This is a genomic window from Streptomyces sp. NPDC056347 (assembly GCF_042262625.1).
In the GTDB taxonomy this organism is placed as follows: domain Bacteria; phylum Actinomycetota; class Actinomycetes; order Streptomycetales; family Streptomycetaceae; genus Streptomyces.
Genome location: NZ_JBHJQP010000079.1, coordinates 1 through 18,477 on the forward strand (window position 1 = coordinate 1; position 18,477 = coordinate 18,477).

General features: G+C 73.7%; 20 protein-coding genes. 9 read left to right on the forward strand and 11 right to left on the reverse strand.

What is annotated here, in order from left to right:
* Positions 1-56: 56 nt before the first annotated feature.
* The gene (locus ACFCV8_RS19485; RefSeq protein ID WP_376686610.1) at positions 57-1,466 is read right to left on the reverse strand and encodes an aminopeptidase P family protein; all 1,410 of its coding nucleotides are present in this window, start codon (positions 1,464-1,466) and stop codon (positions 57-59) included.
* 146 nt (positions 1,467-1,612) lie between these two features.
* Between ACFCV8_RS19485 and ACFCV8_RS19490 the strand changes: the two genes are divergently transcribed.
* On the forward strand, positions 1,613-2,602 hold the full coding sequence (locus tag ACFCV8_RS19490; protein WP_376686611.1) for a LuxR family transcriptional regulator: 990 nt from the start codon (positions 1,613-1,615) through the stop codon (positions 2,600-2,602).
* A gap of 10 nt (positions 2,603-2,612) precedes the next feature.
* Here the strand turns inward: ACFCV8_RS19490 and ACFCV8_RS19495 are convergent, their stop codons facing one another.
* Together ACFCV8_RS19495 and ACFCV8_RS19500 are read right to left on the reverse strand one after the other, a co-directional pair.
* Positions 2,613-3,005, reverse strand: a complete 393-nt coding sequence (locus ACFCV8_RS19495) for a glyoxalase/bleomycin resistance/extradiol dioxygenase family protein (RefSeq protein WP_376686612.1) — start codon at positions 3,003-3,005, stop codon at positions 2,613-2,615.
* A 124-nt stretch (positions 3,006-3,129) separates the two neighbouring features.
* Positions 3,130-3,864, reverse strand: a complete 735-nt coding sequence (locus ACFCV8_RS19500) for a dienelactone hydrolase family protein (RefSeq protein ID WP_376686613.1) — start codon at positions 3,862-3,864, stop codon at positions 3,130-3,132.
* Positions 3,865-4,053: 189 nt separating this feature from the next.
* Between ACFCV8_RS19500 and ACFCV8_RS19505 the strand changes: the two genes are divergently transcribed.
* The gene (locus ACFCV8_RS19505; RefSeq protein WP_376686614.1) at positions 4,054-4,341 is read left to right on the forward strand and encodes a DUF1905 domain-containing protein; all 288 of its coding nucleotides are present in this window, start codon (positions 4,054-4,056) and stop codon (positions 4,339-4,341) included.
* Between the two features lie 203 nt (positions 4,342-4,544).
* Here ACFCV8_RS19505 and ACFCV8_RS19510 read toward each other — a convergent pair whose 3' ends face one another.
* Positions 4,545-4,970: an ATP-binding protein gene (locus tag ACFCV8_RS19510; protein WP_376686615.1), complete on the reverse strand. Its 426-nt coding sequence runs from the start codon at positions 4,968-4,970 to the stop codon at positions 4,545-4,547.
* Positions 4,971-5,241: 271 nt separating this feature from the next.
* Positions 5,242-5,868 carry a helix-turn-helix domain-containing protein gene (locus ACFCV8_RS19515; RefSeq protein WP_376686616.1) on the reverse strand — a complete coding sequence of 209 codons (627 nt, stop codon included), beginning with the start codon at positions 5,866-5,868 and terminating at the stop codon, positions 5,242-5,244.
* Positions 5,869-5,981: 113 nt separating this feature from the next.
* Here ACFCV8_RS19515 and def point away from each other — a divergent pair, with 113 nt between their 5' ends.
* Positions 5,982-6,647: a peptide deformylase gene (gene def / locus ACFCV8_RS19520; protein WP_376686617.1), complete on the forward strand. Its 666-nt coding sequence runs from the start codon at positions 5,982-5,984 to the stop codon at positions 6,645-6,647.
* Positions 6,648-6,701: 54 nt separating this feature from the next.
* Here def and ACFCV8_RS19525 read toward each other — a convergent pair whose 3' ends face one another.
* Positions 6,702-8,009 (reverse strand): cytochrome P450, encoded by a 1,308-nt coding sequence (locus ACFCV8_RS19525; RefSeq protein ID WP_376686618.1) that lies wholly within the window; start codon positions 8,007-8,009, stop codon positions 6,702-6,704.
* Between the two features lie 386 nt (positions 8,010-8,395).
* Between ACFCV8_RS19525 and ACFCV8_RS19530 the strand changes: the two genes are divergently transcribed.
* Entirely contained in the window at positions 8,396-9,040 is a 645-nt protein-coding gene (locus ACFCV8_RS19530; protein WP_376686619.1) for an HAD-IA family hydrolase, read from the forward strand.
* A 66-nt stretch (positions 9,041-9,106) separates the two neighbouring features.
* Here the strand turns inward: ACFCV8_RS19530 and ACFCV8_RS19535 are convergent, their stop codons facing one another.
* The 4 genes from ACFCV8_RS19535 to ACFCV8_RS19550 all read right to left on the reverse strand — a co-directional run bounded on the left by ACFCV8_RS19535 (position 9,107) and on the right by ACFCV8_RS19550 (position 14,058).
* Positions 9,107-9,424 carry a DUF6191 domain-containing protein gene (locus ACFCV8_RS19535; protein ID WP_376686620.1) on the reverse strand — a complete coding sequence of 106 codons (318 nt, stop codon included), beginning with the start codon at positions 9,422-9,424 and terminating at the stop codon, positions 9,107-9,109.
* A gap of 72 nt (positions 9,425-9,496) precedes the next feature.
* Positions 9,497-11,962 carry an FtsX-like permease family protein gene (locus ACFCV8_RS19540; RefSeq protein WP_376686621.1) on the reverse strand — a complete coding sequence of 822 codons (2,466 nt, stop codon included), beginning with the start codon at positions 11,960-11,962 and terminating at the stop codon, positions 9,497-9,499.
* Positions 11,956-12,693, reverse strand: a complete 738-nt coding sequence (locus ACFCV8_RS19545) for an ABC transporter ATP-binding protein (protein ID WP_376686622.1) — start codon at positions 12,691-12,693, stop codon at positions 11,956-11,958. Before ACFCV8_RS19545 ends, ACFCV8_RS19540 begins: the two co-directional genes overlap by 7 nt.
* Before the next feature lie 198 nt (positions 12,694-12,891).
* On the reverse strand, positions 12,892-14,058 hold the full coding sequence (locus ACFCV8_RS19550) for an FAD-dependent oxidoreductase (RefSeq protein WP_376686623.1): 1,167 nt from the start codon (positions 14,056-14,058) through the stop codon (positions 12,892-12,894).
* Between the two features lie 260 nt (positions 14,059-14,318).
* Between ACFCV8_RS19550 and ACFCV8_RS19555 the strand changes: the two genes are divergently transcribed.
* Both ACFCV8_RS19555 and ACFCV8_RS19560 read left to right on the forward strand, forming a co-directional pair.
* Complete coding sequence (locus tag ACFCV8_RS19555; RefSeq protein ID WP_376686644.1) at positions 14,319-15,590, forward strand: sensor histidine kinase; 1,272 nt, start codon at positions 14,319-14,321, stop codon at positions 15,588-15,590.
* Positions 15,590-16,222, forward strand: coding sequence for a response regulator (locus ACFCV8_RS19560; protein WP_376686645.1), 633 nt, complete (start codon positions 15,590-15,592; stop codon positions 16,220-16,222). Before ACFCV8_RS19555 ends, ACFCV8_RS19560 begins: the two co-directional genes overlap by 1 nt.
* 210 nt (positions 16,223-16,432) lie before the next feature.
* Here the strand turns inward: ACFCV8_RS19560 and ACFCV8_RS19565 are convergent, their stop codons facing one another.
* The gene (locus ACFCV8_RS19565; RefSeq protein WP_376686624.1) at positions 16,433-16,648 is read right to left on the reverse strand and encodes a hypothetical protein; all 216 of its coding nucleotides are present in this window, start codon (positions 16,646-16,648) and stop codon (positions 16,433-16,435) included.
* A 107-nt stretch (positions 16,649-16,755) separates the two neighbouring features.
* Between ACFCV8_RS19565 and ACFCV8_RS19570 the strand changes: the two genes are divergently transcribed.
* The 3 genes from ACFCV8_RS19570 (at position 16,756) to ACFCV8_RS19580 (ending at position 18,129) form a co-directional block, all read left to right on the forward strand.
* A complete protein-coding gene (locus tag ACFCV8_RS19570; RefSeq protein ID WP_376686625.1) occupies positions 16,756-17,592 on the forward strand; it encodes a helix-turn-helix domain-containing protein in 837 nt (278 codons plus the stop codon).
* Positions 17,589-17,804 carry a DUF397 domain-containing protein gene (locus tag ACFCV8_RS19575; RefSeq protein ID WP_376686626.1) on the forward strand — a complete coding sequence of 72 codons (216 nt, stop codon included), beginning with the start codon at positions 17,589-17,591 and terminating at the stop codon, positions 17,802-17,804. Before ACFCV8_RS19570 ends, ACFCV8_RS19575 begins: the two co-directional genes overlap by 4 nt.
* A gap of 115 nt (positions 17,805-17,919) precedes the next feature.
* Positions 17,920-18,129 (forward strand): DUF397 domain-containing protein, encoded by a 210-nt coding sequence (locus tag ACFCV8_RS19580; RefSeq protein WP_376686627.1) that lies wholly within the window; start codon positions 17,920-17,922, stop codon positions 18,127-18,129.
* The last annotated feature ends 348 nt before the right edge of the window (positions 18,130-18,477 follow it).

Below are 18,477 nucleotides of genomic sequence, written 5' to 3' on the forward strand. Positions count from 1 at the left end.
ACCCGGGACCGCCGGCCGCCCCCGGTCCCCGGCTCGCGGGGCCCGGCCGTCAGTTGTCAGCCGGCGAACCGGGCCATCCATACCTCGACGTCCTCCGCCGACCGCGGCAGCCCCGCCGACAGGTTCTGATGGCCGTCCTCGGTGACGAGCAGGTCGTCCTCGATCCGGACGCCGATGCCCCGCCATTCCTCGGGCACGGTGAGGTCGTCCGGCTGGAAGTACAGGCCGGGCTCCACGGTGAGCACCATGCCCGGCTCCAGCACGCCCTCGACGTACTCCTCGTTCCTGGCCTCCGCGCAGTCGTGGACGTCGAGGCCGAGCATGTGGCCGGTGCCCGCCATGGTGAAGCGGCGCTGCAGGCCGAGCTCGTACGCGCGGTCGGCCGGGCCCTCGATGAAGCCCCACTCGACCAGCCGGGCCGCCAGGTGGCGCTGGGACGCCTCGTGGAAGTCGCGGTACGCGGCACCCGGCTTGACCGCCGCCATGCCGGCCTCCTGGGCCTCGTACACCGCGTCGTACACCTTGCGCTGCACGGGGGTGAAGGTGCCGCTGATCGGGAGGGTGCGGGTGACGTCGGCGGTGTAGAGGGTGTTCGTCTCCACCCCGGCGTCGAGCAGGAGGAGGTCGCCGGGGCGTACCGGGCCGTCGTTGTCCGTCCAGTGCATGATCGTGGCGTGGTCGCCCGCGGCGCAGATCGTGCCGTAGCCGACGGCGTTGCCCTCCAGGCGGGCCCGGCGGAAGAAGGTGCCCTCGATCCACCGCTCGGAGGAGGCGACCGCCCTGGAGAGTTCGCCGATCACGTCGGTGAATCCGCGCACGGTGGAGTCCACGGCCTTGCGGAGTTCACCGATCTCCCAGTCGTCCTTGACCAGGCGCAGGCCGTCGAGCGCCTCTTCGAGTTCGTCGTCGCGTTCCTCGTCGGTGGTGACGGCGGCCTCCAGGGCCGGGGCGATGCCGCGGACGATCCGGGTGGGTACGGCGGAGGCGGCCAGGTCCTCGGCCGCGGTGCGCACGTCCCGGCAGGGCAGCCCGAGCACGAGCTGCGACTCGGCCAGGGAGCGGCGCCGCCCCATCCACAGCTCGGCCGTGGAGCCGGTCCAGAACTCGTTGTTGTCGCGGGCGTCGCGCGGCAGCTGGTAGCAGTAGGCGTCGTGGCCGCCGTCGTCGCGGGGTTCGAGGACGAGCGCGCCGTCGCGGGCCTGGTCCCCGGTCATGTGGACGTAGCCCGAGTACGGGCGGAAGGGGTAGGTGTCGTCGTTGGAGCGGACCTTGAGGTTGCCCGAGGGGACGACGAGGCGCTCGCCGGGGAAGCGTGCGGAGAGCGCGGCGCGGCGGCGGGCCGCGTGCGGGGCCTGCTCGTCGGGGGTCAGGTCGTGCCGTTCGGTGTCGGCCCACCCGGTCCGCATCAGGGCGGACAGTTCCTCGGAGATCCCTGCGTAGAGACCGTTCTTGCGGCCTTTCGCCACGGCGTACACCTTTCTTCCGGGTGGGGGTTCCCGCCGTTCTGCGGCGGTTTTGGCGACGGTATCCGGTGGTGCCCGCGCCTGGTGCCCGGAAGTGTCACTGGCACCGATCGGCCATGGCGCGGTGCGGGGCGGTCGACAATGGGGGCATGGAGACGGAGAACGGGAAGCTCGGCGAGGCGCTGCGGCTGCTGGGGATCGAGGGTGCGGCGGGCCGGGTCTATCTGGCGCTGCTGGAGCTGGCGCCCGCTCCGCTGGGTGTGATCGGTGAGGCGTCCGGTCTGGGCGGTGCGGAGCTGGCCGGGGCGTACGGCGCGCTGGTCGATGCGGGGCTGGCGAGTGCCGCCGGGGAGGGGGCGGACGTGGTGGCCCCGGTGCCGCCCGCGGCGGGGCTGGAGGTCCTCGCCCGGCACCGGGCGGCCGAGATCGAGGAGTCACGGATCGCCGTCGGGGGTGCGTTCGAGTCGTTCCGGCGGCACCGGCTGGCCGCGTACAACGACCATCTCGTCGAGGTCGTCACGGGTGAGGCCGTCGGGGCGCGGATGCGGCAGGCCTGGGCGAGTGCCCGGGAGCAGATCCGGCAGTTCGAGTCGCCGCCGTACTTTCCGCTGCCCGAGACCACGGAGGACTCGCTGGCCACGCTCGCCCGCGGGATCAGGCAGCGTGTCGTGTACTCGCGGGAGTCGCTGGAGCATCCGGGGCATCTGAAGGAGGTCATCGAGCCGTGCGTCAGGGCCGGTGAGCAGGCCCGGGTGATGCCGTCGGTCCCGGTCAAGCTGGTGATCATCGACGAGGCGTACGCGCTGGTGTCGTTGTCGATCAGGGAGGCGGACGTGCACAACACGATGCTGGTCGTGCAGCCGTGCGGTCTGCTCTCCGCGCTGATCGCCCTGTTCGAGCAGTCCTGGTCGAACGCCCTGCCGTTCCACGGGCGCACCGCCCGCCCGGGCGGTCTGCCTCCCGCCGACCGGCGGCTGCTGTGGCTCCTGGCGGGCGGGGCGAGTGACGAGGTCATCGCCCGGGAGCTGGGGATCAGCCGCCGTACGCTCTTTCGCCGTCTGCAGGTCCTGATGGCCCGGCTGGGCGCCGCGAACCGTTTCCAGATGGCTCTTCAGGCGCAGCGTTCGGGGTGGCTGTGACCGGGGCGGCTCAGTACGTCTGGATCTCCAGCAGGTTGCCGTCCGGGTCGTGCAGGTGGGCCGCGCGCAGCCCCCAGCCGGGCAGGTCCCGGGCCGCTGCCACCGGGGTCCCGCCGTGCCGGAGGCACAGTGCGACCGCTTCGTCCACCGCGGCGGCGTCCGCGACGGGTACGACGAGGGGCGTGCCGCCCGCCGCGGGAGCCCCGGGGACCGTGCCGGCGAACATGTCGCGCCGGATCACGGCGAACGCGGTCGCTCCTTCGGGGGTGTCCCAACTGGCGTATCCGGAGGCGGCGTCGCCGCGCGCGGGCAGGTATCCCGCCAGTGCGGGCAGTACGGCGGCGTAGAAGGCGAAGGCGGCCGGGTAGCGCTCGGTGAGGATGCGCGGGTACGGGGCGGGCATGGGCTCAGCCTACGGCGGGGCGCCCGTCCGGGTCGGGCCCCGCCCGGGTCCGGGGCGGGGCGACGGCCGGTGGCGGGGCGGGGCAACGGCCGGGTCCGGGGCCGGACGGGTGCGGGCCGGGGTCTCAGCCGTGGGTCAGGGTGCGGTCGAGGAGGGGCAGCAGGCGGTCCCAGTGGCGCTGGAGTGCGGCGGGGTCGAAGGCGTCGGTGTCGGACATGGTGAAGCCGTGGACGGTGCCGGGGTAGATCTCGGAGGTGTGGCCGACTCCTGCGGCGTCCAGGTCCCGGTCGAGCTCGCCGAGGGCCTCGGGGGTCAGGTCGCCCTCGGCGTGGCCGAGGTGGACCTGGGCGGTGATGCGGGAGAAGAGGCCGGGCCCGTCGGCCCCCACGGGGCTGTGGAACGCGGCGACGGCCGCCACCCGGTCCGGGTGGGCCGCGGCGGTGCGCATCGCCAGGAGGCCGCCGATGCAGTAGCCGGTCACCGCGACGGGTCCGGCGGCGACCTCGGGCCGGGTGGTGAGGAAGTCGAGGTAGGCGCCGGCGTCGCTCAGGGTCCGTTCGGCGGTGTGTGCCTGGATCAGGGGCATCAGCCGGGCGAAGATCGCGGGCCGGTCCTCCTCCCCGATGTACTCGGGGAGTTCGACGACCGGTGCCGGGCCCTGCCGGTAGAAGATGTTGGGGACGAGTACGCAGTACCCGTGCCCGGCCAGTTCGCGGGCCATCTCCCGCAGCGCGGGCCGGATGCCGAAGCCGTCCATGTACATCAGCACCCCGGGGTGCTGCTCGCCGTCGTCGGGGAAGGCGGCGTAGGCGTCGGCCCGGCCGTCCGGGGTGGGGATGTGCAGTACTTCCGTGCGCATGGTTCTCCTGCTGCTGCCGTGGCTGTCGTGTCGGGCTGTGCCCAGCACATCAGAGACGGGGCCCCTGCGGCGCCCGGACGCTCCAACACCCGCAGAAGCACCGGTGACCGGGCCGCGGGGCACCCGGTCGCGCCGTCCGTACGCTGAGCCCGGCACGAGATCCCTCAACCGAAGGAAAGGGCGGACCTCTTGGACATCGTCTTCACCGGTCACGTCGTCGAATGGCGTGGTCCCTCCCCGTTCTACTTCGTCCCGCTGCCCGAGGAGCAGGCCGCCGACGTACGCGAGGTGGCGTCGATGGCCACGTACGGCTGGGGCGTTGTTCCCGTCGAGGCCCGAATCGGCGCGGTCGTCTTCGGGACGTCGCTCTTCCCGAAGGACGGCGGCTATCTGCTGCCGCTCAGGAAGGCGGTGCGCGCGCCGGAGCGGCTGGCGGCGGGGGACGAGGTGAGCGTGCGCATGAGCGTGCGCCTCTGAGGGGTGTGCCGTCGCGCCGCCCCGGAGCCGCCCGCACGGCGGGGTCGGGTAGCGGGGCGCGGCCCTCTTCGCGGCGGTGCCGTGGGGGGAGCCGCATGCGGCCGGGCCGGGGCCGTACCGCGCGTGACGCGCGGGACGGCCCCTCCCCCGTTGGCCCGGCCGGATGCGGCGGGGGCCCGGTCCTCGGCGGGCCGGGCCCCGGCTCATTCGATCGCGCCGAGCAGCGCGAACCGCACGATGACGCTCTTGCCCGGCCCGTCGGCGGCGAGTTCGGTCCGTACGTCGCCGCAGTAGTCGTGCGCGAGGGCGGCCACCACCGCGAGGCCCTGCCGGGGCGTGAGGTCCGCGAGCGGCACCGGGTGCGGGTCCTTGTCCCTGACGGTGATCGTGAGGAGGTAGCCCTCCAGCGTGAGGCGGACGTGTACGTCCGGCGAGAGCTCGGCGTGGAGCACGGCGTTGGAGACGAGCTCGGACACCACCCGCAGCGCCGCGCCGAAGAGCGGCGAACCCGGGACGATCCCGGCCCCGTCCAGCCACCGGCCGCAGCGGTCCCGGGCCGCCCGCACCGATCCGTGCACCGGCGGCAGGTCCCAGGAACGGCTGTGCCGGCGCGCGGGCAGGCGCGGCATCACATACGTCCCGGTTCCGCGCCGGGGCGCGGGGCGCGCCCCGGCCCGCCCGGCGCCCCGGCCGGTACGCCGGTCCGTACTCCGGTCCGGCGCCCCGGCCGGTCCCCCGCACCTGTTGCACACATCCGTTCGCACCACTCGCTGTCGATTCGGCGAAGTCACCAATTGCAGAACTCCGCAGAAATAACGACGGCGGCCGAACGGTCGGTCACGCCACCGGAGCGCGTGGTCGGATGTTCGAGACCGCCGCGCCCCGGAGCGACCGGGCTTCTCAGCCCGGCCGGGGCCCGTCCTCCGGGCGGGGCCCGTCCTCCGGGTGGGGCCCGTCCTCCGGGTGGGGCTCGCCCTCCGGGTGGGGAAGCAGGGGGAACAGCCGGGTGATGAGGGCCACCGGCCGGGCGCCGTCGGGCCGGGCCAGGGGGCGCTGCTCACGGTCCCGGTAGGGCGCCAGTGCCCGCCGGACCGTGTCCGCGACCCGGCTCATCTCCTCGGGCGTCAGATAGGCGACCGCACTGAAGGCCTCGTCGTGGCGCCACTCGGGCGGTGCGCCGTCCCGCCGGGCCAGCCATCGCTGCCAGCTCTCGTCCTCCAGTCCCCGGGCCAGGTCCCCGAAACCGTCCCCGTCGGCGGCGGCCGGGGTGTGCCGCTTCAGCCGCCAGGGACGCGCGCGGCCCTGGCCGTGCGGGGCCTCCTCGATGTGCCCGTGCCGTGCGAGCTGCCGCAGGTGGAACGAGCAGAGGCCGGAGCTGTAGCCCAGCCGGGAGGCGGCCTCGGTGGCCGTGACCGTACCGACCTCGGCGAGCAGGCCGAGCAGGGCCGTGCGGACCTCGTGCTCGCGCAGTCCCCCGCCGGTGCGGACGGCCGGGCCGTCCGGAGTGTTCAGATCTTCTCCTGTCACTTTGCAAACTCTGCTACTTTGCAAAGCCCTTGGCAAGCGGCAGTCCCTGCCGGAGTCATCCGCCGTGACGGCCCGTGCGACCCGTGCGGCGTGTACGAGAAGAGGAGCCGGACATGTCCGTCCACCCCGCGCGGCCCCGTTCCGTCGACCGGCGTGTCCGCGTTCAGGGCCGCCCCGTCGACGCGTATCCGGCGCTGCCGCCGGAAGCGGAACGGGGGTCGTTCCGCAGGGTCACGGTGACGGGCGAGGAGGTCCTCGGGCGTTCGTGCCGGGAGGTGACCGGGTTCGGGACCCCGGAGCTGTCGGCGCTGATCGACGACATGTTCCTGACCATGCACGTGGCCGAGGGGGCCGGCCTGGCCGCCAATCAGGTCGGGGTCGGGCTGAGGCTGTTCGTGTACGACTGCCTGGACGACGACGGGGTCCGCCATGTCGGCCACGTCGCCAACCCGGTCCTGAGCCTGCCCGGGCCGCGGGACCGGCGGCTCGTCGACGAGTTCGAGGGCTGTCTGTCCGTGCCCGGCGCGGCCAAGGTGGTCCCCCGCACCGATCGCGCCGTGGTCCGCGGGTTCGACAAGGACGGCGGCCCGCTCGTCATCGAGGGGACGGGGTACTTCGCCCGGTGTCTGCAGCACGAGACCGACCACCTCTTCGGCCGCACCTACCTCGACCGTCTCACCGAACGGGACCGCAGGGACGCGCTCCGGCAGATGACCGGCCGTCAGGAGGAGGTCTTCGCCGGACGCGCGGAGCGTCTGGCCCGCCTGGGCCGCGCCTGACGCACCCCCGGCCCTTCCTCGGCAACGGTGCCGGGGCGTCTGCCGGGGCGGCCGTCAGCTCCGCGGGTCTCCGGCGACGGCACGCAGGCGCAGGCCCTCGGTCGTGAGCCCTTCGAAGGTGGTGACCCGGTAGCCGGGTTCCGGGCCGGGCGGCTCGCTCAGGCGGTAGCGGCGGGCGATCTGCGCGGTCAGGAGCGTCAGCATGGCCATGGCCAGAGCGGCTCCCTCGCAGCCGTGCGGCCCGGTGCCGAAAGCGAGGAAGACCCCGGGCTTCGCCGGCGACCCGGAGCCGTCGAGCCAGCGCTCGGGCCGGAACCGGTCCGGCTCGGGGTGTTCCCGCGCGTCGCGGTGGGCGGTGTAGGGGCAGACGAGAACGGTGGAGCCCGCGTCGATGGTGTAGCCGCCGAGCCGGGTCCGCCGCGGGGCGCGCCGGGTCAGCAGCCAGCTCGGGGGGTGCAGCCGGAGCACCTCCCGTATCAGCGCCTGGGTGTACTGCAGGCGGTCGAGGTGGGCGCCGGTCGTCGCGGCCGGGTCCTCCGGCAGCAGGGCGGCCTCGGCCGCGACGCGGTCCGCCGCGCCGGGGTACCGGGCCAGGTGGAGCAGGATCCATCCGGCTGCCCGGGAAGGTGTCTCGAAGGTGGCGACGGTGATTCCGGGGAGAGTGTCGAGGACGGCCTCTTCCGGAAGCGTGCCGTAGCGGGAGGAGGGCCGGAGCATCTGCCCCAGCACGTCGTCACCGAGCCGGCCCGACGAACGGCGCCGGCGGACGACGGCCCGCAGCGCGTCGGTGAAGGCGACCTGCTGCCGGGTACGGAAGCGCCGCGCCGGTGTGGGGACCCAGCGCGGCCACACCCAGCGCGAGGGGCGTACGAGGACTTCCCGGGCCGTGAAGAGCCGTTGGGCGAAGGGCAGCAGGGCGGGAGCGTCCTCGGTGAAGAGGTAGCGCACACCGGTCTCCGCCAGGGCGGACCGGACCAGGGGCAGGACCTCGACGTCCCGGCCCGTGGGCCACTGGTCGGCGCATCGGGCGGTGCCGGGCGCGATCTCACCGATCCGGGCCGCGACGGCCTGCGGGCGCAGCCCGTGCATGCGGGCGGCGCGCGCGTGCGCACGCTCCTGGGGCGCGGGTGCTCCGGCGGCCCGTTTCAGTGGCGGGAAGAGGGGTGAGGGGGGCTTGGGGAAGTCCTGGGCGCGGTGCAGGACCGCTTCGCACGGCCCGGCCGCGGCGGCCACGTAGACTCCCGGCTCCAGTTCCCAGACGTCCCCGCACTCGGCGCCGTGGCAGGCCGCTGCCAGCCGGTCGCGGCTCCAGGCCGCGAAGCTGCCTCCGGGCAGCCGCGGCGGCTCGTTCGTCCGGTCCATGGGATCGTCCCTGACGCTCGTGCCGGTCCGGGCCGACGCCGTCGGCGGCGCGGCCCGGAGCCGACGGGAGCCCGCGAGCACCCGCCGGCCGTGCGGTCACACCTTGTCGGCGGACGCGGTCCAGTCGTGCTCCCCGTACGCACCGTAGTGGCGGGTGAATGACAGCTTGCTGAGCAGCTTGGCGATCATGATGCGCTCACTCCTCTCGCCTGTTTCGCGATGAGCTACGTCTTCCATTTTTTCATAGATGTGACATACGTCACTTTCGGATGGTGCTCGCAAGATGTCTGTACGGCGTGTTCCTGTTCCCGCCGGGGCCGGGGACGCTCGTGTCCCGGATCCCTTCGCGGCGGGAACGGGGCCAACTGCCGTGCTATGCAGGTGCGGTGACTTCTTCCACACCCTCCTTCGCGCCTTCCCCCCGGCCCTTCGACGCGGTGCTGTGCGATCTGGACAACGTGATCCGCTTCTACGACACGACGGAGCTGTCCCGTCTGGAACGCGACGCGGGACTGCCGGCGGGCACGACGGAGCGTGTGGCGTTCGCTCCGGAGAGGGATCTGCCGCTGCTCGTCGGCACGGTCACCGAGCAGCAGTGGGTGGAGTCCGTCGCGGCCTGTCTCGCGGAGCGGATACCGGCGGAGCGGGCGCGCGAGCTGGCCACGGCGCTCGCCGAGGCCCCGTTCCGGGCCGACGACGTCGTGGTGGGCATGCTGCGCCGGGTGCGGGAGCACCTGCCCCTGGTGCTGGTGACCAACGCGACCGTGCGGCTGGAGGCCGACCTGGCGGCGCTGGGCCTGGCGGATCTCGCGGACCATGTCGTCAGCAGTGCCCGGGTGGGCGTGGCCAAGCCGGACCGGAGGATCTACGAGATCGCGGCCGGGCGGGCGGGGGCCGCCGCGGAGCGGTGCCTGTTCGTGGACGACCGGCCGGAGAACGTCGAGGCCGCGGCCGGGATCGGCATGACCGGTCTCCACTACCGCGAACCCGCGGACCTGCTGGGGCCGTTGGGATTCCTGCTGAACGCCTGACCCGGTGGGCTCGCCGGAACGGCGGGGTGCCCGTGTGCGGTGCGCGGGTGCGGTGCTCGGTGGCGGTCAGGGGGTCCTGGGGAGCCGGATCACCGCCGAGCCGCGCACCAGGTCCACCTCGGTGCGGTGGGGCGGGGCGCCGTCCTCCTCGTCGTCCCGCAGGACCAGGGACGAGCGCCGTTCCTTGAGTTCGTGCTGCTTGCCCGCCGAGAAGGCGGCGTGCAGCTGCTCGAAGCCGGTCGCGGAGACCTGCCCCTGCCGGGCGCCGTTCCGCCAGGGCAGCAGCCCGGCCCGGCCCGCCCGCAGCAGCACCTGGTCGACCAGGGCGAGTGCGGTGAGCAGCAGTACCAGCCCCGGCAGTGTCATGAAGACGAGGAAGCCCATCGGGCCAGTATCGCCGCACTCCCCCGCGGAACGAAGGCCCGTGCCGGGCCGAGGGGTTCGCGGGGCCCGGGGTCATTCGCGTACGCCCGCCGACCGGGCCGCGCCGCGGCGCAGGGCGAGGGCGGCCGGGACGAGGTCCGAGACCGTGGCGAGGACCGCGCAGGCGCCGGTGACCGTGGCGAGCACCGCCCACGGCATCGTGAAGGGGGCGGGTACGGAGAGCAGGGCCAGCGCGCCGTGCATGCCCAGCAGGCCGAGTGCGGCGACCAGGGTTCCCAGCAGTGCGCCGACCGCGACCACGGTCAGCGCCTCGGCGGCCACCAGCCGCAGCACCTGCCGCCCGGTGGCACCGGCCAGGCGCAGCGCGGCCAGTTCGCGGACCCGGTCGGTGGTGGCCATGGCCGTGGTGGCGGCCATGGCGATGCCGGTGTAGAGGAGGGCGATGCCGAGGACCAGGAGGAATCCGGCCCGGGTCGTCCGGGCGGCCTCGGGGTGCGTCGCGCGGAGCCAGGCGTCCCCGGTGCGGACGGTGCCGCCCGTGGGGTGTACCGCGCGGCGCAGCGCGGTGGCGGCGGTGGCCGGGTCGGTGCCGTCGGTGAGGCGGGCGTCGATCCGGTCGGCGGGGGCTCCGGGGGCGTTGCGCGGGGTGAGCAGGACGCCGTTGTCGCCGGTGCCGGTGGGCATGACGGCGGCGATCTCGAGGTTCTTCCTGGTGCCGTCGCCGAGCCACACGTCGATCCGCTCCCCCACGGTGTGCTGCTGCCATTCGGTGTTGACGACAATGGAGTCGTCGTCGAGGTCGGTGAGGCGGCCCGCGGTGAGCGGGATGCGGGTGGTCGCGGCGAGCGGTCCGGGTTCGGCGGCGGTGGCCGCGGACCTGACGAGGGCCGTGCCGTCCTCCAGGACGTAGACGGCGCTGGACGCGCTCGGGGAGATCTCGACGCCGGGTACGGCGCGCAGGCGCCGGAGCGTCGCGGGGTCGAAGCCGTCGGGGCCCGCCGGGGTGATCACGAGGTCGGCGGTGGTGCGGGCACGGGCCTCGGCGGCCTTCGCCCCGTCGAGGGTGGCGGTGGCGCCGAGCAGTGAGCCGGCGAGGGCGACGGTGATCAGTACGGGTGCGGCGACGGCGGCGGTGCGGCGGGCCCCGGTGGCGGTGTTCTCCCGTACCAGCATTCCGGCGGCGCCCGGCAGCCGGGCGGGCAGCCAGGTGAGCAGCCGGGTCAGGGGCCGTACCAGGAGGGGGGCGAGCAGGGCGGTCGCGGTGATCAGCAGCATCGGGCGGGTGGTGTAGGTCTTGCGCCGGAGCAGTTCGCCGGGGTCGGTCGCCAGGGCGAGGGCCAGGGTCACCGCGGCGGTGAGCAGCAGGGCGGTGCCGAGCAGCAGCCGGCCCCGGGTCATCACCCGGGTGTCGGCGGCGGCTTCGCGCAGTGCTTCGGTGGGTGCGGTGCGCCCGGCCCGCCAGGACGCGGCGGTCACTCCGCACAGGGCGGCGAGCAGTCCGGTCCAGAACGCCAGGTGGTAGGGCCAGGTGTGGTCGCCGATGGTGAACCAGCGGGGTGCGAGGTGTTCGGTGACCGCCCATGCCGCGAGCCGTGGGGCGCCCAGGGAGCCGAGGGCGCAGCCGGTGGCCGAGGCGAGGGCGCCGACGGTCAGGGCTTCGAGGGTGACGGTGCGGCGGATCTGGCCCGGGGTCGCTCCGGCGGTGCGCAGCAGCCCGAACTCGCGGCGGCGCTGGGCCACGGAGTACGCGGAGGTGGAGGCGACGACGAAGACGGAGACGAAGGCGCTGACGCCGCCCGCGGTGCCGAACAGGGCGTTCATCGCGGTGAGTTCCCGGCTGTCGCGGTCGGGGTCGGGGTCGGCGTGGCGGCGTGCGTCGCCGGTGAGGACCCGGACGCCGGTGTCGGCGCCCACGGCCGCGCGTACGGCCGCGGGGTCGGCTTCGACGACGAGCCGGGGGCTGTGCGGGGAGAGTTCGGCGGCGCGGGTGTCGGTGTAGAACACGGCGTTCTCGAAGTTCTCGGAGCCGGTCGTGGTGACGGTGCCGACGACGCGGACGGTGCCGGTGGTGGTGCGTATCCGGGTGCCCTGGCGGGTCCGGTCGCCGCTGACGACGACCTCGTCGGGGGCTTTCGGCGCGCGCCCGGTGCGCAGTTCGTAGGGTGCGTAGGCGGCGGTGGACCAGGGGTGGCCGACCAGGCCGGCGGGGCCGTGTGCGGTGTGCACGAGGAAGGAGCGGTCCTGGACGACGGTGCCGAGGCGGCGCAGTTCCGTGACGGTGGCGGCGGGTACGGGGCGGGGCCGGGCGAGGCGGTGGGTGCGGTCGCCGACCGGGGTGGGCACGGTGAGGGTGTCCTGGCCCTGGACGACGACGGGTGCGGCGGCGAACCGCTGGGGCCGGCGTTCGGGGGTGTCGGCGGCGGAGGCCAGGGCGAGCCCCATGACGGTGATCAGGGCCACGCCCAGGGACAGGGCGGTGAAGCCGCCGACGAAGGTGGCCCAGCGGGTGCGCAGGGTGTGCAGGGCGGTGCTCAGCACGGTGCGGCCTCCAGCCCGGTCATGCGGGCGGCGATGTCCTCGGCGCGGGCGCCGGTCAGTTCGCCGTGGACGCGGCCGTCGACGAGGAAGACGACGCGGTCGGCGTAGGAGGCGGCCACCGGGTCGTGGGTGACCATGATGATGGTGCGGTGGTCCCGGTCGGCCATGGTGCGCAGCAGGGCCAGTACGTCGCGGCCGGTGCGGGAGTCGAGCGCGCCGGTCGGTTCGTCGCCGAAGAGCACCTCGGGGCGGGTGATCAGGGCGCGGGCCAGGGCGACGCGTTGCTGCTGGCCGCCGGAGAGCTGGGACGGCCGGTGCCGGGCCCGGTCGCCGAGCCCGACCTGCTGGAGCGCCTCGCGAACCTGTGAACTCTTCGGGCGGCGCCCGTCCAGCCGCAGCGGCAGGGCGACGTTCTGTTCGGCGGTCAGGGCGGGCAGCAGGTTGAACGCCTGGAACACGAAGCCGATGCGGCCTCTGCGCAGCCGGGTCAGTTTCGTCTCGCTCAGCCCGGTCAGTTCGGTGCCGCCCATGACGACGCTGCCGGAGGTGGGCCGGTCCAGGCCCGCGGCGCATTGCAGCAGGGTCGACTTGCCGGACCCGGAGGGGCCCATCACGGCGGTGAAGGTGCCTTTCGGGAAGGCGAGCGACACCTGGTCGAGGGCGGTGGCGAGGGCGCCGCCCGCCCCGTACCGCCGGGTCACGGAACGCAGTTGGATCGCGTTCTCGGTCATGTGCTGTTCCACCTCTGTCTGCGTCTTCTGGTCGGTGTCCCCACGAAACCGCGGGGACCCCGGGTGGCGCAGTGAGGCCAGACCGAGAACCGGGGTATGCCTGGCCCTACCCCGGACCGGGACCGGGGGGCAGGGCCGGGCAGGCCCCGGGCGCGGCGCACGGTCGCCGCGGCGGCCGGTGACTCAACGGCCGGTGACTCAGCGGCCGGTGACTGAGTGGCCGGTGACTCGGTGGCCGGTGCCGGTGCCGGTCATCCTGTCGATCAGGGCGCGGGCCGTGTTGCCGTCGTCGCCGAGGTCCAGGATCTCGGCGCCGTCGAAGGTGACGGCCTCGGTGCTGCGGGGGAACATGGCCTGCTCGTACGCGGTGAGCGCGGCCTCGGTGTCGTGGGGGTGGGCGGCGAGGGCCCGGCCGAGTTCGGCGCCGTCGAGCAGGGCGAGGTTGGCGCCTTCGCCGTTCGGGGCCGTGAGGTGGGCGGCGTCGCCGAGCAGGGTCGCTCCGGGCACCCGGTCCCACCGGGTGCCGGCCGGCAGGGCGTGGTGGGGGCGCAGGACCGGGCCGGTGTCGCTGTCGGTGATGAGCGCGGTGAGTTCCGGCGCCCAGCCGTCGAACTCCCGCGCGATCCGGGCGGTGGCCGCGGCGGCGTCGGTGAAGTCGATGGCGGCGAACCATTCCTGGGGCCTGGTCAGCGCCACGTAGGTGTGCAGGGTGTCGCCGCTCTCCCGGTGGGCGAAGATCTCGCCGCCCGGTGAGGGGGCGATCAGCATTCCGTCGCCGACCGCCTTCGCGGCGGCGGGGTGCCGGGTGTCGGCGTCGAACAGGTACGTCTCGACGAACGACGTGCCCGCGTACCGGGGTGTGGCGTCGGTGAGCAGCGGCCGTACGCGGGACCACGCGCCGTCGGCGCCGACCAGCAGGCCGGTGGTGAGGGTGCGGCCGTCGGTGAACGTCACCTCGTGGCGGCCGTCGCCGAGGGCGCGGACGGTGTCCGCCTCGTGTCCCCACCGGACGGTGCCGTCCGGGAGCGAGTCGAGCAGGATCCGCCGCAGTTCGCCGCGCTGCACCTCGGGGCGGGTGCCGGTGCCGTCGTCGGCCTTGTCGAGCAGCACGGAACCGTCCGGGGCCAGGACCCGTGTCGCCTGGCGGCCCTCCAGGACGATGGCGCGGAACTCGGCCGTCAGCCCCGCCGCTTCGAGGGCGAGCTGCCCGTTGTGGTCGTGGATGTCGAGCATCCCGCCCTGTGTACGTGCCGACGGGGACGGTTCGGCGTCGTGGACCGTCACCGGGATGCCGTGGAGGTGCAGGACGCGGGCCAGGGTGAGTCCGCCGAGTCCCGCGCCGATGATCGTGACGGGTGTGCGCATGGTGGCTCCTTCGGGATCGGGCCGCCGCCCGGTGCGGGGGCGGTCGTTTCCCGAAGGTTCCAGGCCCCGCCGACGGGCCGCCGACGGGCCGTCGACGACGGGCCGACGCCCCCGGCAGCGGGCCGACAGTCTCCTGCTGCGGGCCTGCAGGCCTGCGGTTCTCCGGTGCCGGCCCGGCAGTTGGCGGCGGGTGCGGGCCGTCTACGGTCGTGCGCATGCGTTCTCGGGGTGTGCGAGGTGTGCGGAGTGTGTGGCGGGCGATGTCCCGGCCGGGGTTCCTGCTGTCGGCGTGGCCCTGGCGCTGTGCCGGGTATCTGCTGAGCGGTGCGGTGACGGGTGCCGTCGTCCTGGTCGGGCTGGTGGCGGGGGCGGTGACCGGTGGGCTGCTCGCCGTGGCCCTGGTGGGGCTGCCGTTGCTGGTGCTGGTGGCCCTGGCCGGGATTCCGGTGGCCTGGGTGGAGCGGCGCAGGCTGCGTCTGGTGGACGGCGGGCCGGTGTCCGGGCGGCACCGTACGCCGGGGGCGCCGGGGCTGTGGGTGTGGCTGACGACCCGGCTGCGGGAGCAGGCGACCTGGCGGGAGTTCGGGTACGCGCTGCTGTTCGCCGGGGTGCTGTGGCTGGTCGACGCCCTGGTGGTGGGGGTCGCTCTGCTCTGCCCGCTGTCGGTGGTGGCCGCCCCGCTGCTGATGGCCACGGTCGGGGGCGGTGAGGAGGTGAAGGTGCTGAAGCTCTGGACGGTCACCACCTGGCCGGCCGCTTCCGGTGTCGCCGTGCTGGGGCTGGTGCTGCTGGGGATCGGGGCGTACGTGCTCGGTGCGGTGGCGGGTGCCCGGGCTGGGCTGGTCCGGCTGCTGCTCGCTTCCCGGGAGGGCGAGCTGGACGCGCGGGTGGTCGAACTTGCCCGCTCCCGGGCCCGGTTGGTGGACGCCTTCGAGACGGAGCGGCGCCGTATCGAGCGGGATCTGCACGACGGGGCCCAGCAGCGTCTGGTGGCCCTGTCGATGACGCTCGGGCTGGCCCGCCTGGACGCCCCGCCCGGCCCGCTCGCCGATCTCCTGACCACGGCCCACCGGGACGCGGGGCTGGCCCTGGCCGAGCTGCGCGAGCTCATCCACGGCATCCACCCCAAGGTCCTCACCGACTACGGGCTCCCGGACGCGGTGCACGACGCCGCCGACCGCTGCCCGGTCCCCGTCGATGTCGAACTGGGGCTCGCGGGCCGCCCGTCCGGGGCCATCGAGGCGGCGGCGTACTTCGTGGTCTGCGAGGCGCTCGCCAACGTCGCCAAGCACAGCGGGGCCGCCCGTGCGCGGGTCAGCGGCGGCCACCACGGCGGCCGTCTGTTCCTGGAGGTGCACGACGACGGGCGCGGCGGTGCGGACGCGGCGGCGGGCAGCGGCCTGACCGGGCTCGCGGACCGGGTGTCGGTCCTGGATGGCAGACTTGCGCTGACCAGCCCGCCAGGTGGGCCGACCCTGTTGCGTGTGGAGTTTCCTTGCGAGCTGACCGAGCCGGCCGATCGCTGCGCATAGTGCTGGCCGAGGACAGTGTGCTGCTGCGCGAAGGGCTCATCGGCCTGCTGGAGCGCTGCGGCCACCGGGTCGTGGCGGCCGTCGGCGACGCGCGGGCGCTGGTCTCGGCGGTCGAGGAACACACTCCCGACATCGTGGTGACGGACGTACGAATGCCGCCCGGCTTCCAGGACGAGGGCCTGCACGCGGCGGTCCGGCTGCGCGAGCGGCGCCCCGCGCTCCCGGTCCTGGTCCTCAGCCAGTACGTGCAACGGACGTACGCGGCCGACCTGTTGGACTCCGGCGACGGCACGGGCGTGGGCTACCTCCTCAAGGACCGGGTCGGCCAGGTCGAGGAGTTCGTGTCGGCGCTGGGCAGGGTCGCGGACGGCGGGACGGTCGTCGACCCCGAGGTCGTACGGCAGTTGCTGCGCCGCCGCCGCGACCCTCTGGAGCAGCTCACCCCGCGCGAACGCGAGGTGCTGGCGCTGGTGGCGGAGGGCAGGTCCAACGGGGCGATCGCCCAGGAGCTGGTGGTCACCGAGGCCGCGATCGGCAAGCACATCGGCAGCATCCTCACCAAGCTGGACCTGCCGGTGACGGACCGGACCCACCGCAGGGTCCTGGCCGTCCTGGCCTATCTGCGGTCCTGACCCGCACCGGCCGGGAAGGTCACGGCGTACGCCGCAGGGAGTCCCGCAGCCCGTTCTCCCCGGAAACCTGAGCCCGGAGCCGGCGTATCACCGGGGAGTCCCCGGTGCCGTCGTCCTCCCCGCGCGGCTGACATCGCGCGCACTTGCACGGCGGCCAGCGCAGCGGGTTGAACTCCGCGGCCCCCTCCTCCGGCTCCGGCTCCAGCTCTTTCACTCCGCCCCTCGCCGCTCCGAGCAGTCCGCGCCGCCCCGGTGGCGCCGGAGCAGCACCCGGCAGTCGGTGGCCCCGCTGTAGTCGCGCCGCTCGTGGGCGGCGGCCTCGGCGCGGCGGAGTTCCTGACACCCGTGACAGTCGCCGGGATCCGGCTTCTCCGGTGATTCCTGCGGCAGTTCGTGCCTGACCTGGGCGTCAACGCGTGTGAGCACAGATCACTCCCGTCTGTAGTCATTCCACTACTGAGCGGGATTAGATTGGCCTAGAGTCAGAAGTGCTTCAACTTGTTGAAAACGAACGAACAGTCAGGTGATAGACCGTGAACCGCAAGGAGTTGGACCCCGAGAGCAGCCCCGAGGCTGCCTTCGGTGCACGCGTTCGCAAGCTGCGTGAGGAAAACGGGTGGAAGCAGGAGGAATTAGCTGACCGGCTGGGCTACTCCGGCACGCACGTCTCCGCCGTCGAAACTGGTCGCAAGATGCCGACTCTTCGGTTCTCGCGCAGTGCGGACCAGGTTTTCGGCACCGGAGAAACAGCAGACACGTTCGAACGCCAGTACCGCGAGCTCCGGCAGGGCTCGCTGCTGGAGGGCTTCCCGCAGTACGTCGGCTACGAGGGCCGCGCGGCCGAGATCCGGCTGTACGAGACTGGGATCATCCACGGGTTGTTGCAGGCACCGGCGTACGCCCGGGTGCTGGCGGAGACCGCCCTGCGACGCGGATCGATCACCCCCGAACAGGCAGCCGAACGCGTCTCGTTCCTGGCCGAGCGGCAAGCCGCGCTGGTGCGCCCTCGTCCGCCCGCGATGCTGGTAGTGCTGGACGAGAGCTGCGTCCGCAGGCAGGTCGGCGGCCCCGAGGTCATGGCCGCCCAGTACGACCGGCTGCTGGAGTTCGCCGAGCAGCCGAACACCGTGCTCCAGATCGCCCCGTTCGGCATGGGAGAGCGTCGCCCGTTCGACCTCCCGATGACTCTGCTGACGATGCTGGACCTGACTGTGGTCGCCTACGCGGAATCGCAGATGCGGGGCCATGTGGAGCGCGATACGACCGCCGTCCTCCCGCTGCTGACGGACTACCATCAGCTACAGGCCGAGGCGCTGTCCCAGGCGGCATCGGTGGCCATGATCATTGAGGCACGAAAGGGCATCCTGTGACGACCACGACCGAGTCCCCCCGCTGGTTCAAGTCCTCGTACAGCAACAACGGCGGCCAGTGCGTGGAGGTCGCTGCCAACCTTGCCGACTCGCACGGCGTGATCCCCGTCCGCGACTCCAAGCGCCCCGCCGCCGCGCCCCTGAACGTGCCGACTGCATCGTTCGCCTCCTTCGTCGCCGGCGTGAAGGCCGGAGCGTTCGGCACCGTCTGACCCGTACACGGTTCGCCACTGCCCCGCCATGCCCCTTGCGTGGCGGGGCAGTTGTGGTGCCCCTGCCGACCGCCTACCGTCGATGGGGAGCAGCACCGAGACGGAGGGACGCCCCGTGACGAACGAATCGCCCCACTGGTTCAAGTCCTCGTACAGCGACAACGGCGGCAACTGCGTGGAGGTCGCCGCGAACCTTGCCGACTCGCACGGCGTGATCCCCGTCCGCGACTCCAAGCGCCCCACCGCCGCGACCCTGAACGTACCGACCGCAACGTTCGCCTCCTTCGTCGCCGGCGTGAAGGCCGGAGCGTTCGGCACCGTCTGACCCGTACACGGTTCGACACTGCCCCGCCATGCCCCTTGCGTGGCGGGGCAGTTGTGGTGTTGTGGGCCTTGGTCTCGCGAGCCGCGTCGAGCGCGACGAGCTGCGGACGGAGTTTCCGCGAGGGGTTGGATCAGCGGGCGCACCCGATGCGAATATCCGCGCCGGGGGGGCCGGGCCGACGGGAGCGGGCGCCTGGGTGCCGGGTCGCCCCGGTCGGCCCGTCCGTCCCCGACTGGCGGCGGTGTTGCCATGAGAGGCACAAACCGGCATGGCTGTCACCCCTCGTAGGTGGGACAGCACTTCCGGCCGAAGCACTTCCGGTCGAGTCCCTTCCCGCCCCGCTGCGCA